Here is a 16,376-nt window from a genome sequence, read left to right on the forward strand (position 1 = left end):
TGGTTCGTGGATCCGGTTCAAGGCACTCTCGACGAGCTCGGCACTCCGCTGAGCGACGTCACGTTCGTCGTGTTCGACCTCGAGACGACCGGGGGTTCCCCGGCCGATCACATGATCACCGAGATCGGCGCGGTCAAGGTGCGGGCGGGCGAGGTGCTCGGGGAGTTCTCCACGCTGGTCGATCCCGGCGGGCCGATCCCGCCGTTCATCTCCGTGCTGACCGGCATCACCGACGCCATGGTGGTGGCCGCGCCGCGCATCGAGTCGGTGCTGCCGGCATTCCTCGAGTTCATCCGCGGCACGACCCTGGTCGCCCACAACGCGAGCTTCGACACCCGTTTCGTCAAGGCGGCCTGCGCGGCCCACGGCTATCCCCCACCGGCCAACCCGGTCGTCGACACCGTCGACCTGGCCCGCCGCGTGCTGACTCGTGACGAGACGCCCAACGCCAAGCTCGCCACGCTGGCCAGGTTCTTCAGCAGCCCGACCGACCCCTGCCACCGCGCCCTGCAGGACGCCAAGGCCACCGTCCACGTGCTCCACGGGCTGATCGAGCGGGCCGGCTCCTTCCAGGTCCACACGCTCGAAGAGCTCAAGTCCTTCGTCCGCGCCCCCACTCCCGAGCAGCAGCGCAAGCGCCACCTGGCCGAGTCGGTGCCCCACTCCCCCGGCGTCTACCTCTTCGAGGACGAACGCGGCGAGGTCCTCTACATCGGCAAGAGCACCAACCTGCGCAACCGCGTCCGCTCCTACTTCACCGCCAGCGAGACCCGCCCGCGCATCCGCGAGATGATCGGCATCGCCGAGCGGGTCCGCCACATCGTCTGCACCACCGCCCTCGAAGCCGAAGTACGCGAGCTGCGCCTGATCGGCGGCGCCAAACCCCGCTACAACCGCAGGTCGCGCTTCCCGGAGAAGGTCGTCTGGCTCAAGCTGACCGACGAGCCGTTCCCCCGCCTGTCGATCGTGCGCGAGCTCAAGGACGACGGCGCCGCCTACCTCGGTCCCTTCTCCAGCAGCCGCTCGGCCGACGACGCCCGCATCGCCCTGCACGAGGCGGTGCCGCTGCGCCAATGCACGCAGCCGATCAGCCTGCGCACCCACCGAGCGGCCTGCGTCCTCTACGAGATGGGCCGCTGCGGAGCGCCGTGCGAGGGCAGGGAGAGTCAGACCGACTACGCGCTGCACGCCCAGGCCGCCCGCCGGGCCATGACCCTCGACGCCTCGTCCGTCTTCTCCGCGGTGTCGGCCCGTATGGAGCGCCTCTCGGTCGAGCAGCGCTACGAGGAGGCCTCCGTCGACCGTGACCGTCTCGCGGCCTTCGTCCGCACCGCGGCCCGCATGCAGCGCCTCACGGCCATCACCCGCATCCCCCAGCTGGTCGCCGCCAGCCCGGCCTTCGACGGCGGCTGGGACATCCACGTCATCCGCTACGGCCGGCTCAGCGCGGCCGGCGTCATGCCCCGCGGCGCCCACCCCGTCCCCTATGTCGAGTCCCTCGTGGCCATGGCCGAGAGCGTCATCCCCGGCCCCGGGCCCGTCCACGCGGCCAGCGCCGAGGAGACCGAGTGCATCCTGCGCTGGCTGGAGTCACCGGGGGTGCGCCTGGTGGAGGTCGACGGCGAGTGGAGCCTGCCCGCCCACGGCGCCGCCCGCCACAAGGCCCGCATCGACCTCGCCTACCGCGGCCTCGATCAGGGCCGCTAGAGTTGGCCCATGGTCACGGCTATCGTCCACATCAACGCCGAGGTAGACCGGATCCCGGAGGTCGCCCAGACGATCGCCGAGATCGAGGGGGTCAGCGAGGTCTACTCCATCACCGGCGAATACGACCTGCTGGCGATGGTCCGGGTGGCCGCCTACGAGCAGATCGCCGAGGTGATCCCGGGGCGCCTCAACAAGGTGGCCGGCGTGCTCCACACCGAGACCCACATCGCCTTCCGCACCTACTCCAAGCACGATCTCGACGCGGCGTTCTCGATCGGCTTCGGCGAAAGCGACTAGCTCCACTCATCCGGCCTCGGGCTGAGCGCCGCCGCCTATAGAGGCGCGATCAGTTTTTACGGCAGGCACGGTGAGCCCCAATGCGCGTGCGGGGCTGGGCCCTGTCCAGGGATACGGTCCTGAGGTGTGCGGGGCTGGGCGCCGTGACGAGACGGTGAGACCGTGGCTTCCGGCGACCCCTCACCGCAACCGCCATGCACCGCTCACTACGCCCGCCGTGTGCGGCTCGATTACTCGCCGTGGGACAGCCGCTTGATCACGCCGGACTCGACGCCGTGCGAGAAGTCACCCGCGCGAGAGAACACCGGCCCTGAAGACACCTGACGCCAAAAGAACGGGCCCGGGCGGATGATCCGCCCGGGCCCGAACCGAAGAGAAACTACCGCGTCACGGAGTGGTCGTCGCCGGCTCCGATCGCCGCGTGCTCCTCCTCATGCTCATGCCCATGCCCGTCGCCGAGAGGAATCTTCTCCCCTCCGTACGCCTTGGACATCCGGGCGCGCAGCTTGCCGAGCGGGCCGCGCATCCCCTTCGGCGGGATGCCCGCGCTGTCGGGCGCGGCCGGCAGCATCAGCACCGGCTCCTTGCCCTGGACGTGCGCGGCGATGTCGTCGTCCGCCGGCGTGTGCAGCTCGATGTACTCGCCGTGCGGCAGCCGCTTGATCACACCCGACTCGACGCCGTGCGAGACGACACCCGCGTCGTAGCGCTGCAGGCCGAGGCAGATGCGATACGTGATCAGGTACGCCAGTGCGGGCGCCACGAAGATCAGCACCCGCCCCGCGTACGTGGTCACGTTCAGGCTGATGTGGAAGTTGGCCGAGATCTCGTCGTTGGCGCCGAGCAACCAGAGCACACCGTAGAACGTGATGGCCGTCATGCCGATCGCGGTGCGGTGCGGGTTGTTGCGCGGACGCTCGGCGATGTGGTGCTCGCGCTTGTCGCCCGTGACCCAGCGTTCCAGGAACGGATAGAGCGCCAGGCCCGTCATGATGATGCCCATGGGCACCAACGCCGGGATGATGACGCTGAGCGGCAGTGTCCCGGCATGGGACGTGCCGAACAGGTTGATCTCCCACGGCACCATGATGCGCAGCGCGCCTTCGAGGAAGCCCATGTAGAAGTCGGGCTGCGAACCGGCCGAAATGTCGGCGGGCGTGTAGGGCCCGAACAGCCAGATCGGGTTGATCTGGGCGAAGGTCGCCAACCCCGCCACCACCGCGAACGTGAACAGGAAGTACGCGCCCGCCTTGGCCATGAAGGCCGGGTAGAACGGCGCTCCCACCACGTTGTGGTTGTTGCGGTTCTTGCCGGGCATCTGGGTGTGCTTCTGCGTCCACATGAGCACCATGTGGGCGGAGACGAGCGCCAGGATGATGCCCGGGATGAGCAGGATGTGCAGTGAGTAGAACCGGGAGATGACATCCTCACCCGGATATTCCCCGCCGAACAGGAAGAACGTGACGTACGTGCCGACCAGCGGCAGCGAGATCGCCACACCCTCGGTGATCCGCAGACCGGCGCCGGACAGCAGGTCGTCAGGCAGGGAGTAGCCGGTCAGGCCCTCGGCGAGCGCCAGCGTCAGCAGCCCGACGCCGATCAGCCAGTTGAGCTCGCGCGGCTTGCGGTAGGCGCCGGTGAAGAACACCCGCAGCGCGTGCACCATCATGCCGGCCACGAACATCAGGGCCGCCCAGTGGTGCATCTGCCGCATGAGCAGACCACCCCGGACGTCGAAGCTGAGCTCCAGCGACGACGCGTAGGCCTGGGACATCATGACGCCCTTGAGCGGGGCGTACGACCCGTCGTAGGCGATCTCCGCCATGCTCGGCTTGAACCAGAACGTCAGGAACGTACCGGTCAGCAGCAGGATGACGAAGGAGTAGAGCGCGATCTCGCCCAGCAGGAACGACCAGTGGTCGGGGAAGACCTTGCGAAAGTTGCGCTTGAGGAAGTTGCCCGCGCCGAGGCGCTCGTCGAGGAAGTTCGACGGGCCGGCGATGGCCTTGGGTACGGTGGTCAGCTCGCTCATGCCTGGCCTCCCTTGGACCTGGCCTCGGCTTCGGCGTCGCCGCGCTCCCAATAGCTGGGACCGGGCGGCACGTTGAAGTCCCCCTCGGCGACGAGGAAACCCTCACCGTCGACCGTGATCGGCAGCTGCGGCAGCGGCCGGGCCGCCGGGCCGAAGATGACCTTCGCTCCGTCGGCGGCGTCGAAGGTCGACTGGTGGCAGGGGCAGAGGATGTGGTGGGTGGTCTGCTCGTAGAGGGCCGCGGGGCAGCCCACGTGCGTGCAGATCTTGGAGTAGGCGACGATCCCGTCGTGGGTCCAGTTCTGGTTGGTCCCGGACTTGATCTCTTCGGGGCGGAACTTGATCAGGATCAGCGTCGCCTTGGCCAGGGCGTTCAGGTCGTGCTGGTAGCCATCGGGCACCACCGACAGGATGCCGCCCGGCGAGTTGAAGTCGGCCGCGCGGATCGGCTGGCCGGTGCCCTCGACGACGAGCCTGCGCGGCTTGCCGTCCTTGGTCTTCTCACCCCAGACCGTGTGCCGCAGCGTCTTGTTGAAGGCGGCGCCGGGCATCTTGGAGTTGTCGAGGTCGCGCAGCAGCACCACCGGGAGCAGGCCCAGCGGCGCGGCCGCGAGCAGCAGCGTGCGGCGCAGCAGCTTGCGCTTGACGAAACCGCTCTCGTTGGCACCCTGAATGAAGGTCTCGGCGACGACCCCCCGCTCCTCCTCGCCGGAGACCATGGGGTGGCGCTCCTGGACCAGGGAGTATTTCGGCATGATCATGCGGACCCAGATCACGATGCCGGAGGCCAGCCCCAGCAGCGCGATCGTCAGCGTGCCGCCGAGCGCCAGGTTGGACACGCCGGTGCTCTCCGGGCTGCCGACCTGGAAGTAGACGTACGAGATGATGAACGCGATGGCCGCGAGGAACGTGATCGTGAAGCAGAGCGCCACGATCTTCTCGGCCTTGCGCGCCTTCTGCTCGTCCTGCAGCGTGACGCCCGGGATCTCTACCTCGACGTCCTCGCGTTCGGGGGCGCCGAGCATCGAGGTGCCCGGCGCGGGGGTGCCGATGACGCGCCGTGGGACGCGCTCGTCCGGCTGCTCGATCTCATGCTCGTTGTCTGTCATGACTTCTGTCGCTTCTTCGCGGTGATCCAGATGGCGGCGAGGGCGAGGGCGCTGAGGCCCGCTATCCAAGCTACGAGACCTTCGGTGACCGGGCCAATACGCCCGAGGCCAAAACCTCCCGGGTCCTTCTGCTCGCGAACATTGGTGATGTAGGCGATCATGCTGCGCTTCTCTTCAGGCGTGATCGTCGAGTCGTTGAAGACCGGCATCGCCTGCGGGCCGGTGATCATGGCCTCGTAGATCTGCGTGGGAGACGCCTGGTTCAGGTTGGGGGCGTATTTGCCCTGCGTCAGCGCGCCGCCCGCGCCGGCCCAGTTGTGGCACTGGATGCAGTTGGCGCGGAACAGCTCACCGCCCTTGCCCGCGTCGCCGAGCTTGGCGTCGACCTGCTCCTTGCCGGGCACCTGCGGGCCGCCGCCGAGCGACTGCACGTAGGCGCCGAGCTTGCGGATCGAGTCCGGGTTGACCCACTTGCTCTCCGGCTTGCGCGGCGCCTGGGCGCCGGAGTCGGCCGCGGGCATGCGGCCGGTGCTCACCTGGAAGTCGACGGCCGCGGCCCCGACGCCGATGAGCGTGGGAGCCTTCCCGCTGATGCCCTGCGCGTTGAGCCCGTGGCAGCTGGAGCAGTGCAGCTCGAACAGGGCCTTGCCCTCGGCCACGTCGTCGACCCTGCCTGACGCGAGGGCCGCGTCAGCAGGCTTACCCACCTGAACAAAGGCGGTGTATGCCATCCCGACCAGCGCCAACGCGAAAATCAGGACGGCGTATCTCGCGAGGGGATGCCGCCGCCAAGCGGTGATCCTAGTCACAGAGATCCCGTTCCTTAACGAATAATGTAGATGGTCGCGAAAAGACCGATCCAGACGACGTCGACGAAGTGCCAGTAGTAGGACACGACGATGGCGCTGGTGGCCTGCTCATGCGTGAAGCGCTTCGCGGCGTACGTCCGTCCCAGCATGAAGAGGAACGCGATCAGGCCACCCGTTACGTGCAGGCCGTGGAAGCCCGTCGTCAGGTAGAACACCGAGGTGAAGGCGTTCGCGGACAGGGTCGCGCCCTCCTTCGCCAGCTCGCCGTACTCGTACAGCTGACCGGCGACGAAGACCGCGCCCATCAGGAAGCTCACGAGATACCAGAAGCGGAGCTTGCCGACCTGCCCCTTCTCCGCGGCCCATACGCCCAGCTGGCACGTCACACTCGACAGGACCAGGATGATCGTGTTGACCGTCGCGAACGGGATGTTCAGGTGAGCGCCTTCGGCTTCCACGCCCTTCTGCAGGAGCGCGGGGCCCCACTCGAGGCCGTTGCCCTCGCTCACCGACCGGATGGTGAAGTACATCGCGAACAGCGCCGCGAAGAACATGAGCTCAGAGGACAGCCAGACGATCGTACCGACGCTGACCAGATTGGGCCTGCGGTACGGCTGTGCTGTCGTCGTCGAAGTTATTGCGGATGCTGTCGCCACGGGCAGCATTATTGCGGCTTCTGTGGGCGGTCCCGCGCACGACCCCCCCGTAAGCAGGAACAAACATGCCCGTAACCTCAAAAAATGGGGACAAAACGCCCGCCAGAGACGGCGGCCTGGGATTGCGGGCCGGGGCACCGGTACGATCCCAGGTGACCATACAGCTACGACCGATAGTGAGCGCGACCGTGAGCACCGACGACACGATGAGGGTCCTCGTCTACAGCGACGACGCCGCCACCCGTGAAGAGGTTCGGCTGGCGATCGGCCGGCGACCCGCCGCCGATGTCCCCCTCGTGGAGATCGTGGAGTGCGCCACCGAGCCCAAGGTTCACCAGTGGCTGGGCTCCGGCGAGATCGACGTGGCCATCCTCGACGGCGAGACCCAGCCCGCCGGCGGCATGGGCGTCTCGCGCCAGGCCAAGGACGAGGTCTACGACTGCCCGCCCGTCTGCCTGATCATCGCCCGGCGCGACGACCGCTGGCTGGCCGACTGGTCCAAGGCCGACGCCGTGGTCCCGCAGCCGCTGGAGCCCATGGTCCTGGCCGACACCGTCGCCGACCTGATGCGCCGCCGCGCCTCGACCCGACTCAACGCGAAGTAGGTGCCCGCCGTGGATGCCCGGACGACCTGGCCCGCCCTGCTCTCGGCTCTCCTGTCGGGTGAGCATCTGACCGCCGATGAGACCTCCTGGGCGATGCGGGAGATCATGTCCGGCTCCGCGACGTCGGCCCAGATCGCCGGGTTCGCGGTCGCGCTGCGGGCCAAGGGTGAGACGGTGGCCGAGGTCGTGGGCCTGGCCCGCACCATGCTGGAGCTGGCCACCCCGCTCGACGTCGAGGGCCCGGTCGTCGACGTCGTCGGCACCGGCGGCGACCGCGCCCACACGGTCAACGTCTCGACGATGGCCGCCATCGTGGCCGCCGGCGCGGGCGCCCGCGTGGTCAAGCACGGCAACCGCGCCGCCTCCTCCTCGTGCGGCGCCGCTGATGTGCTGGAGCACCTGGGTATCCGCCTCGACCTGACGCCCGAGCAGACGGCCCTCGTCGCCCGCGAGGCGGGCATCGCCTTCTGTTTCGCCCCGGTCTACCACCCCGCGCTGCGCTTCGCCGGGCCGCCGCGCAAGGAGATCGGCGTCCCGACGGTCTTCAACTTCCTCGGCCCGCTCACCAACCCGGCCCGCCCCGCAGCCCAGGCCATCGGCGTCTTCGACAAGAACATGCTGCCGGTCCTCGCGGGCGTCTTCGCCGAGCGCGGCGTCTCCGCCCTGGTCTTCCGCGGCGACGACGGCCTCGACGAGCTCACGATCGCCACGACCTCCACGGTCTGGATCGTCAAGGAAGGCGCCGCCACCCAGACCGTCTTCGACCCCTCCGTTCTCGGCATCCCCCGGGCCGACGCGGGCGCCCTCAAGGGCGGCGACGTCGACTTCAACGCCCAGGCGGTCCATGACCTCCTGCGCGGCAAGACGGGCCCGGTGCGCGACGCCGTGCTGCTCAACGCGGCAGCGGCCCTGGTGGCGCTGGACGGACCCGGCGACGACCTCGACGCGGCGATGATCGACGGCTACGCGCGCGCCGTCCAGGCCGTCGACTCCGGCCGCGCCGCCGCCGCCCTGGACCGCTGGATAGAGACCAGCCGCTCCCTCAGCCCGGCTTGACCCCATCGGGACCTGGCGACCGCAGGACGCTCAAGAGGGCTCCCACGAGGACCCCAGGGACGGACAGAGGGCCTCAGCCGTAGCGCCTTGCACGGGCCTTCCGCGATAAGAGCTCTCAGCGGCTAAGGAGTGTTCAGCGGTTGAGGAGCATGGTGGGGGCGGCCTTGAGTGAGCTCCACTTGAGCCACTCCCGCCAGCTCTCCTGCCAGTGCCCCCACCCGTTGGTCGGCTCCAGCACCCGGGGCGAGCCCGTGATGATGATCGGGTCCCCGATCAGTGTGTTCTTGAGGAACCAGGCCGCGTTCTCCGGGCTGACGTTCACGCACCCGTGGCTCACGTTGGCGTAGCCCTGCGAGCCGACCGACCACGGCGCGCTGTGGATGTACTCGCCGCTGTTGGAGATGCGCACGGTGTCGTAGACGGTCAGCTGGTAGTAGCCCGCCGAGCCGGGCCCGATGCCGGGTGAGGTCATGACGGTCACCGGCTCCCTGGACATGGCCAGGTGGATGCCGGAGGTCGTGTAGTACTTCCAGTCGCCGCCCTGGCCGGCGCTCATCGGCATGGTGCGGATCGTCTTGCCGTCACGGCGGACCGTCAGCACGTGGACGTCGGTGCTGCCCTTGGTGATCTGCGAACGGCCGATCTTGAAGTCGAAGGCGAAGTCGCGCTTGCCGTACACGCCCTCGGCCCCGCGTACGCCGGCCAGGTGGGCCTCCATGCGGACGTTGGTGTGGGCCGGCCAGTAGTGCAGCGGCCGGAAGTCCACGTGCCGGTCGTCGAACCAGTGCCAGGCTCCCTCGACCGGCTTCGAGCTGTGGATGACGAGATTGCGCTCGACCGCCACCCGGTCGGTGATCGGCTGGTCGAACGTGACCATGACCGGCATGCCGACGCCGACCGTCAGACCGGTGTCGTAGCGGTTCGGCGTCACCGTCTCGATGTCGAAGGTCTTGGTCGCCTTGACCGTCGAGAACGTGCTGGTGCTCTCGATCGGCTTGCCGTCGGCTCCGGCGGCGAGCGTGGTGATCGTGTACGTGGTGCCCGGCCTGGCGGTACGGGTGCTGCGCCAGGCAGTGCCGTCGGCGCTGAGCACGCCCGGCAGTTCGCCCGCCTTGCCGCCGCCCTGGATCCGGACGCTCTTGAGGGTGCCGGACTGCGCGGTGACGACCACGGTCTGGTCCGTCGGGATATTTCCGGCTTTGTTGAGTGGATTCACCACCACGGTGGCCGCCACAGGCGGCTTCGCGACCCCGTCACCGACCGCGGCGGTCTGACCGGCCGCGGCCCCGGCAGCCGGACCCCCGGTGGCGGCACCGGTCGCCCCGGCGCTTCCGGAAGGGTCGGTCTGGGTCCCAGAACACGATGTCAGCAGGGCCAGGGCCAGCAGCCCGGCGGATCCATGAGCCAAGCGCCCCACGTGCACTCCCCCGTCCGAGATCGATCCATTCCCCTCACTTGTTACCCTGAGTGCTTGATTCGTCACATCCGTGTACCGGCAAAGAACAACAAAAAGCGGGCGTCCTCTCCCAGAAGAGGACACCCGCCGAAAGTCTCGCGGTCAGTGCGAGAAGTTACCCCGGTAGTACTGGAACACGAATCCGATCATGGCCATGATGATCAGGAACACGCCGATCAGGAACATCCAGAACCCGATCACGAACCCGGCGAACGCGAACGCCGCCGCCAGGCAGAGGAACAGCGGCCACCAGCTGCTCGGGCTGAAGAACCCGATCTCACCGGCGCCGTCGCTGATCTCGGCCTGCTTGTTGTCCTCGGGCTGGTCGCCGATGCGCCGCGCCGTGAACATCAGGTAGTAGCCGATCATGAACGCGAAGCCGACCGAGATGGCCATGGCCGTGGTGCCGACCGGCTCCCCGTGCCCGGTGTCCGCCTTGGTCCAGAACCAGTAAGCGACGTCCACGCCGGCGAAGAACAGGCCGCACAGCAGGAACAGCCAACCCTGTACCTTCATCAGGCCTCGACCTCCTGGGGCGTCTTGGCGGACACGTGCGGGTAGTGCAGGTCGAACGCGGGACGCTCGGACCGGATCCGCGGCAGCATGGTGAAGTTGTGCCGCGGCGGCGGGCAGGAGGTCGCCCATTCGAGCGAGTTGCCGTAGCCCCACGGGTCGTCGACCGTGACCTTGGGCGCGCTGCGCGCGGTCTTCCAGACGTTGTAGAAGAACGGCAGCACCGACAGGCCGAGCACGAAGGCGCCGACCGACGAGATGAGGTTCAGGTCGGTGAAGCCGTCGGCCGGGCTGTAGTCGGCGTAGCGGCGCGGGAAGCCGACGACGCCGAGCCAGTGCTGGATCAGGAACGTCGCGTGGAAGCCGATGAACAGCAGCCAGAACTGCAGCTTGCCGAGCTTGTCGTCGAGCATCTTGCCGGTGAACTTGGGCCACCAGAAGTAGAAGCCGGCGAACATCGCGAACACCACCGTGCCGAACACCACGTAGTGGAAGTGGGCCACGACGAAGTAGGTGTCGCTGATCTGGAAGTCGAGCGGCGGCGAGGCCAGGATGACGCCGGTCAGGCCGCCCAGCAGGAAGGTGATCAGGAAGCCGATCGAGAACAGCATCGGCGACTCGAACGTGAGGTGCCCACGCCACATCGTGCCGATCCAGTTGAAGAACTTCACGCCCGTCGGCACCGCGATGAGGAACGTCATGAACGAGAAGAACGGCAGCAACACCTGCCCGGTCGGGAACATGTGGTGCGCCCAGACCGTGATCGACAGGCCGGCGATCGAGATCGTCGCGGCCACGAGGCTGATGTAGCCGAAGATCGGCTTGCGGCTGAACACCGGGAAGATCTCACTCACGATGCCGAAGAACGGCAGCGCGATGATGTAGACCTCCGGATGGCCGAAGAACCAGAACAGGTGCTGCCACAGCAGCGCCCCTCCGTTCTCCGGGGTGAAGATGTGGGTGCCGAGCTTGCGGTCGGCCTCCAGGGCCAGCAGCGCGGCGGCCAGCACCGGGAAGGCCATCAGCACGAGCATGCTGGTCAGCAGGATGTTCCAGGTGAAGATCGGCATGCGGAACATCGTCATGCCCGGCGCGCGCATGCAGATGATCGTGGTGATGAAGTTGACCGAGCCGAGGATCGTCCCCAGGCCCGACAGCGCCAGACCCATGATCCACAGGTCACCGCCCATGCCCGGCGAGCTGATCGCGGTCGACAGCGGCGTGTAGGCGAACCACCCGAAGGAGGCGGCGCCGTTGGGCGTGAAGAAGCCCGACACCGCGATGATGCTGCCGAACAGGTAGAGCCAGTAGCTCACCATGTTCAGCCGGGGGAAGGCCACGTCCGGCGCGCCGATCTGCAGCGGCATCAGCTCGTTGGCGAACCCGGCGAACAGCGGCGTCGCGAACATCAGCAGCATGATCGTGCCGTGCATGGTGAACAGCTGGTTGAACTGCTCGTTGCTGACGAACTGCAGCGCCGGCTGCGCCAGCTCGGCCCGCATGATCAGCGCCATGACGCCGCCGATCAGGAAGAAGGCGAACGACGTGATCAGATAGAGGTGACCGATGATCTTGTGGTCGGTGCTGGACAGCCACTTCACGACCACCGCGCCCTTGGAGGCGCGCCTCGGGGTCGTCGAGATTGGCTCTTGGATGGCGGTCACTGAGCGCTCCCAGCCTGAGTCGCGATGTACTGGTCGTACTCAGCCTGCTTGACGAGCTTCACCGAGAAGAGCATGCGGCTGTGGTCGACGCCGCACAGCTCGGCGCAACGGCCCGCGTAGACGCCGGGCTTGTCGAGCGTGGTGATCTCGAAGAAGCGGCCCTTGTTGTCCTTGGGCAGCCCCGGGATGACGTCACGCTTGAACAGGAACGCCGGCACCCAGAAGGAGTGGATGACGTCGGGCGACTCCAGCTCGAACTCCACCTTCTTGCCCACGGGCAGCACGAGCTGCGGGCCCGACTTGTAGTCGCTCACAGGCTGGCCCACGACCGGCTTCAACGTCTTGCCGTTGATCGTCGTGGTGAACCGCCAGCTCCACTGGAACGCCTCCACCTTGACCTTGACGTCAGGGTGGCCGGAGAGCACCTGCAGATCCCGGCTGTCGCGCGCGGTGAAGAAGAAGAACACCGACACCATCACCAGCGGGATCAAGGTGTAGAGCATCTCGATCGGCAGGTTGTAACGGACCTGCGGCGGGAGCTCGGCCTTGGCCTTGCGCTTCACATGGAACACACACGCCCAGATGATCAGGACGATGACCACGGCGCCCGTGGCGAGTGCGGCGACCCAGGCCCCGTTCCAAAGATTCTGGACGATGTCGCCCTGGCTGGTGATGTGCTCAGGAAGCAGACCCTTGGACCAATCGGCCTTGGGAACGTCATTAGCACATGCCGTAGCGGAGGCCAGCAGCAACGCCAAAGCGGCGGCTCGCGGCACTCTGCGCCGGGCCAACGAACGCCGTGTCGAACGGCGAGTCGGACTCACGGATCGCCTACCCCACAGATGAAGCCCAGGAGTCCTCCTGGGCGCTCGTATGTCTAAAAGCACAGCTGATTGCAGACACATTAGCGTGCAAGAGCCCCGCCCTCCCGCGCGCCCCCTCGATGGCGTACGGCAAGTGGGACGATGGGTCTCGTGGCGTACTTTGACGCGGCCTCGACCGAGCCGCTCCATCCCCAGGCCCGCGAGGCGCTCCTGGCGGCGATCGATGTCGGCTGGGCCGACCCCGCGAGGTTGTACGGCCAGGCCCGCCGTGCGCACCTGCTGCTGGAGCAGGCCCGTACGGAAGTGGCCGAGGCGCTCGGCGCGCGCCCGGACGAGGTGTCGTTCACCTCTTCGGGCACACAGGCCGTGCATCTCGGCGTGCTCGGCACCCTACACGGCAGGCGGAGGGCTGGGCGGCATCTGGTGACCAGCGCGGTCGAGCACTCCAGCGTGCTGCACGCCGCCAGCCTGCACGAACGCGGCGGCGGTACGGTGGAGATCGTGGGGGTGGATCTGCGCGGACGCGTCGACCCGGCCGCCTTCAAGGCCGCCGTCGCCAGGCCCGACACGGGCCTGGCCTGCCTGCAGACGGCCAACCACGAGGTCGGCACGCTCCAGCCGGTGGCGGAGGTGGCCGCGGCCTGCCGGGAGCACGGCGTCCCGCTGCTGGTCGACGCCGCGCAGACGGCCGGTCGGCTGCCGATTCCGGAGGGCTGGTCGGTGCTGACGGCCAGCGCCCACAAGTGGGGCGGTCCCGCCGGGGTGGGCGTGCTGGTGGTGCGCAAGGGCACGCGGTTCAGGTCGTTCCTGCCGGAGGACGAGCGCGAGCGGCGCCGGGTCCCCGGGTTCGAGAACGTACCGGGCATCGTCGCCGCCGCGGCCGCGCTGCGCGCGATGAGCGCCGAGGCGGCGCGCGAACGTTCCCGGCTCTCCGCGCTCGTCGACAAGATCAGGCGGACCGTGCCGGAGATCGTGCCCGACGTGGAGGTGATCGGCGATCCGGTCGAGCGGGCGCCCCACATCGTGACCTTCTCCTGCCTCTATGTCGACGGGGAGGTCCTGCTCACCGAGCTGGACAAGGCCGGATTCGCAGTATCGTCCGGGAGTTCGTGCACCGCTAGTACGCTTCGTCCATCGCACGTTCTGGAAGCCATGGGCGTGCTCACGCATGGGAATGTCCGGGTGTCATTGCCCAGGGGCGCTTCCGCGGCCGAGGTCGACAGGTTCCTCGCCGTGCTGCCCGATGTGGTGCACCGAATCCGGCAGGACGCAGGAGTCGCATGACCGAGGTTATTCAGCCGGCGTTGACGATCGACGCGCTCGGGAAGAAGTGCCCGATCCCGATCATCATGCTCGCCGAGCAGATCAACTACGTCCCGCTCAACGCCGTGATAGCCGTCCTTGCCGACGATCCGGCCGCGTTCACGGACGTCCCCGCGTGGTGCCGCCTGAAGTCCCACCGCCACGTGGGCTCCTACGAGCTGCCGCAGGGCGGCTGGTCCATCCACGTACGCCGCAATTACTGATATTTCGTACGTACGGCGCAGAGCACCCCAAAGTGGGTAGGAAGCCCCTCGGGTCAGACCATCGACTTCTGGGGGGAAGACATGACGGATGGACATTCACATCGGACCGCGCGCGACCTGATGAGCCAAGGCGCGGAGTGCATCCCCGCCCACGAGACGCTCGATCGGGCCGCGCAAATGATGCGTGACAGCCATGTCGGGGCACTGCCGGTCTGCGTGGACGACCGCGTGACCGGGATCATCACCGACCGCGACATCGTGATCAAGTGCGTGGCCGAGGGCCGTGCCCCGTCGGCCATGCGGGCGGGCGACCTGGTGGTCGGGCTGGTCTCGGTGCCGGCCGACGCCACGGTCGAGGAGGCCCTCCAGCTCATGGAGGAGCACCAGATCAAGCGGCTGCCGGTGATGGCGGACATGCGGATCGTCGGCATGATCACCGAGGCCGACCTGGCCAGGCACCTGCCCGACGACCAGCTGGTCGAGTTCGTCCACCGGGTGTACATGGACGCCTGACCACCTGCCGCATCGCGGGCCGCGGACGCCCTGCGATGTCGCGGGCCGCGTACAGGGCGCGTCTTCGCGGAGGAACACACCACCCCGCCGCACTGACCGTGCGGCGGGGCGATCCGCGTGGGGAGGCGGTGGCGGGTCAGGCGTGGTGGCAGCGGACGAGGTCCGCGATCTCCTCGGCGGCCCCGGCCCCGTAGGCGGCGCCGAAGCGCTCCAGGAAGGCCTTCTGCCCGAGCTCGTACTCCTGGCCACCGACCCGCTCCAGCACGTGCGTGGCGGTCAGGTTGCCGAGCTGGCCGCAGCGCTCCAGCGGCAGGCCCCAGGCCAGACCGGACAGGAAGCCGGCGCGGAAGGCGTCGCCGACGCCGGTCGGGTCGGCCTTGCCCTGCTCCGGCGCGGGAGCGACCTGGATGGACGGCTCGCCCGCGCGGTCGATGACGGCGCCCTTGGGGCCGAGCGTGGTGACGCGGACGCCCACCCGGTCGAGGATCTCGGCGTCGGACCAGCCGGTCTTCTGCTCGATGAGCCCCTTCTCGTAGTCGTTGGAGAACAGGTAGGCGGCGCCGTCGACGAGGTCACGGATCTGCTCGTCGCCCATGCGCGCGAGCTGCTGCGAGGGGTCTGCGGCGAACGGGATGCCACGCTGGCGGCACTCGTCGGTGTGGCGCAGCATGGCGTCGGGGTCGTTGGGGCTGATGAGCACCAGGTCGAGCCCGCCCACGCGGTCGGAGACGGGCCGCAGCTCGATGAGCCGCGCCTCGGCCATCGCGCCGGTGTAGAACGAGGCGATCTGGTTGTGATGCTCGTCCGTGGTGCACAGGAAGCGGGCCGTGTGATGGTTCTCGGAGACGTGCACGGAATCGCAGTCCACGCCGTGGCGCTCCAGCCAGGAGCGGTAGTCGGCGAAGTCCGAGCCGACCGCGCCCACGAGAATCGGCTTGAGCCCCAGGCAGCCCATGCCGAAGGCGATGTTCGCCGCGCACCCGCCGCGACGTATCTGCAGGTCGTCCACCAAGAAGGAGAGCGACACCCGATCGAGCTGCTCGGCGATGAGCTGATCGCCGAAGCTTCCTGGGAAGGTCATCAGGTGGTCGGTCGCGATGGAGCCGGTGACGGCGATGCGCACGGGATTCTTCTTCCTCGTTGTCGGCAAGCCAATGAACCAAACGAGGATACGCGAGTAAGGATACGCGAAGGTCCCGCGTCGCACGGATGCGAGCGGGACCTTAGACGCATCGACTAGTTGAACGAGTCGCCACAGGCACAGGAGCCGGTGGCGTTGGGGTTGTCGATGGTGAAGCCCTGCTTCTCGATCGTGTCGACGAAGTCGATGGAGGCGCCCAGCAGGTAAGGGGCGCTCATCCTGTCGGTGACCACGCTCACGCCGCCGAAGTCGGACACGACATCGCCGTCCATCGAACGGTCGTCGAAGAAGAGCTGGTAGCGCAGACCGGAGCAGCCACCCGGCTGCACGGCCACGCGCAGCTGCAGGCCCTCTTCGCCCTGCTGCTCAAGCAGGGCCTTGACCTTGGCGGCGGCCGCGTCAGTCAGGATCAGGCCCTGCGTCGTGGTCTCGCTGCTCTCAACCGTCATCTGCTGACTCCCTAACCCG

17 protein-coding genes are annotated in these 16,376 nt (G+C 68.0%); 7 read left to right on the forward strand and 10 right to left on the reverse strand.

All coding sequences use genetic code 11. The features are described from left to right. The first annotated feature begins 6 nt into the window (after positions 1 to 6). A complete protein-coding gene (locus AB0B64_RS45835) occupies positions 7 to 1,707 on the forward strand; it encodes a DEDD exonuclease domain-containing protein (protein ID WP_358188150.1) in 1,701 nt (566 codons plus the stop codon). Positions 1,708 to 1,716: 9 nt separating this feature from the next. Then, positions 1,717 to 2,004 carry an Lrp/AsnC ligand binding domain-containing protein gene (locus tag AB0B64_RS45840; RefSeq protein WP_225298448.1) on the forward strand — a complete coding sequence of 96 codons (288 nt, stop codon included), beginning with the start codon at positions 1,717 to 1,719 and terminating at the stop codon, positions 2,002 to 2,004. A 379-nt stretch (positions 2,005 to 2,383) separates the two neighbouring features. On the opposite strand, the gene AB0B64_RS45845 is transcribed toward AB0B64_RS45840, so the two are convergent. Genes AB0B64_RS45845 through AB0B64_RS45860 form a run of 4 tightly spaced genes read right to left on the reverse strand, consistent with a single transcriptional unit; the run spans position 2,384 to position 6,619 of the window. Beyond that, a complete protein-coding gene (locus AB0B64_RS45845; protein ID WP_357944967.1) occupies positions 2,384 to 4,036 on the reverse strand; it encodes a ubiquinol-cytochrome c reductase cytochrome b subunit in 1,653 nt (550 codons plus the stop codon). After that, positions 4,033 to 5,145: a Rieske 2Fe-2S domain-containing protein gene (locus AB0B64_RS45850; RefSeq protein WP_357944964.1), complete on the reverse strand. Its 1,113-nt coding sequence runs from the start codon at positions 5,143 to 5,145 to the stop codon at positions 4,033 to 4,035. Before AB0B64_RS45850 ends, AB0B64_RS45845 begins: the two co-directional genes overlap by 4 nt. After that, on the reverse strand, positions 5,142 to 5,954 hold the full coding sequence (locus AB0B64_RS45855; protein WP_357944962.1) for a c-type cytochrome: 813 nt from the start codon (positions 5,952 to 5,954) through the stop codon (positions 5,142 to 5,144). Before AB0B64_RS45855 ends, AB0B64_RS45850 begins: the two co-directional genes overlap by 4 nt. Positions 5,955 to 5,968: 14 nt before the next feature. Beyond that, positions 5,969 to 6,619, reverse strand: coding sequence for a heme-copper oxidase subunit III (locus AB0B64_RS45860; protein ID WP_225298440.1), 651 nt, complete (start codon positions 6,617 to 6,619; stop codon positions 5,969 to 5,971). 197 nt (positions 6,620 to 6,816) lie between these two features. Between AB0B64_RS45860 and AB0B64_RS45865 the strand changes: the two genes are divergently transcribed. Then, the gene (locus AB0B64_RS45865; RefSeq protein ID WP_357641975.1) at positions 6,817 to 7,215 is read left to right on the forward strand and encodes a hypothetical protein; all 399 of its coding nucleotides are present in this window, start codon (positions 6,817 to 6,819) and stop codon (positions 7,213 to 7,215) included. 9 nt (positions 7,216 to 7,224) lie between these two features. Continuing rightward, positions 7,225 to 8,271 (forward strand): anthranilate phosphoribosyltransferase, encoded by a 1,047-nt coding sequence (gene trpD / locus AB0B64_RS45870; protein ID WP_357944960.1) that lies wholly within the window; start codon positions 7,225 to 7,227, stop codon positions 8,269 to 8,271. Positions 8,272 to 8,404: 133 nt separating this feature from the next. Here trpD and AB0B64_RS45875 read toward each other — a convergent pair whose 3' ends face one another. From AB0B64_RS45875 to AB0B64_RS45890, 4 genes are all read right to left on the reverse strand, one after another. Continuing rightward, positions 8,405 to 9,688, reverse strand: a complete 1,284-nt coding sequence (locus AB0B64_RS45875; protein WP_357944957.1) for an Ig-like domain-containing protein — start codon at positions 9,686 to 9,688, stop codon at positions 8,405 to 8,407. Between the two features lie 141 nt (positions 9,689 to 9,829). Then, entirely contained in the window at positions 9,830 to 10,243 is a 414-nt protein-coding gene (locus AB0B64_RS45880) for a cytochrome c oxidase subunit 4 (protein WP_225298434.1), read from the reverse strand. Beyond that, positions 10,243 to 11,904 (reverse strand): cytochrome c oxidase subunit I, encoded by a 1,662-nt coding sequence (ctaD, locus tag AB0B64_RS45885; protein WP_358188181.1) that lies wholly within the window; start codon positions 11,902 to 11,904, stop codon positions 10,243 to 10,245. Before ctaD ends, AB0B64_RS45880 begins: the two co-directional genes overlap by 1 nt. After that, complete coding sequence (locus tag AB0B64_RS45890; RefSeq protein WP_357944951.1) at positions 11,901 to 12,695, reverse strand: cytochrome c oxidase subunit II; 795 nt, start codon at positions 12,693 to 12,695, stop codon at positions 11,901 to 11,903. Before AB0B64_RS45890 ends, ctaD begins: the two co-directional genes overlap by 4 nt. Positions 12,696 to 12,869: 174 nt before the next feature. Between AB0B64_RS45890 and AB0B64_RS45895 the strand changes: the two genes are divergently transcribed. The 3 genes from AB0B64_RS45895 to AB0B64_RS45905 all read left to right on the forward strand — a co-directional run bounded on the left by AB0B64_RS45895 (position 12,870) and on the right by AB0B64_RS45905 (position 14,767). After that, positions 12,870 to 14,012 carry a cysteine desulfurase family protein gene (locus AB0B64_RS45895; protein ID WP_357944949.1) on the forward strand — a complete coding sequence of 381 codons (1,143 nt, stop codon included), beginning with the start codon at positions 12,870 to 12,872 and terminating at the stop codon, positions 14,010 to 14,012. After that, positions 14,009 to 14,254, forward strand: a complete 246-nt coding sequence (locus AB0B64_RS45900; RefSeq protein ID WP_225298426.1) for a sulfurtransferase TusA family protein — start codon at positions 14,009 to 14,011, stop codon at positions 14,252 to 14,254. Before AB0B64_RS45895 ends, AB0B64_RS45900 begins: the two co-directional genes overlap by 4 nt. 81 nt (positions 14,255 to 14,335) lie before the next feature. Continuing rightward, positions 14,336 to 14,767 carry a CBS domain-containing protein gene (locus tag AB0B64_RS45905; RefSeq protein WP_357944947.1) on the forward strand — a complete coding sequence of 144 codons (432 nt, stop codon included), beginning with the start codon at positions 14,336 to 14,338 and terminating at the stop codon, positions 14,765 to 14,767. A 136-nt stretch (positions 14,768 to 14,903) separates the two neighbouring features. Here the strand turns inward: AB0B64_RS45905 and AB0B64_RS45910 are convergent, their stop codons facing one another. Further along, a complete protein-coding gene (locus AB0B64_RS45910; RefSeq protein ID WP_357944945.1) occupies positions 14,904 to 15,890 on the reverse strand; it encodes a carbohydrate kinase family protein in 987 nt (328 codons plus the stop codon). Positions 15,891 to 16,003: 113 nt separating this feature from the next. Further along, the gene (locus AB0B64_RS45915) at positions 16,004 to 16,357 is read right to left on the reverse strand and encodes an iron-sulfur cluster assembly accessory protein (protein WP_357944942.1); all 354 of its coding nucleotides are present in this window, start codon (positions 16,355 to 16,357) and stop codon (positions 16,004 to 16,006) included. Positions 16,358 to 16,376 lie beyond the last annotated feature (19 nt).

Source organism: Nonomuraea sp. NPDC049129 (genome assembly GCF_040648495.1).
GTDB lineage: Bacteria > Actinomycetota > Actinomycetes > Streptosporangiales > Streptosporangiaceae > Nonomuraea.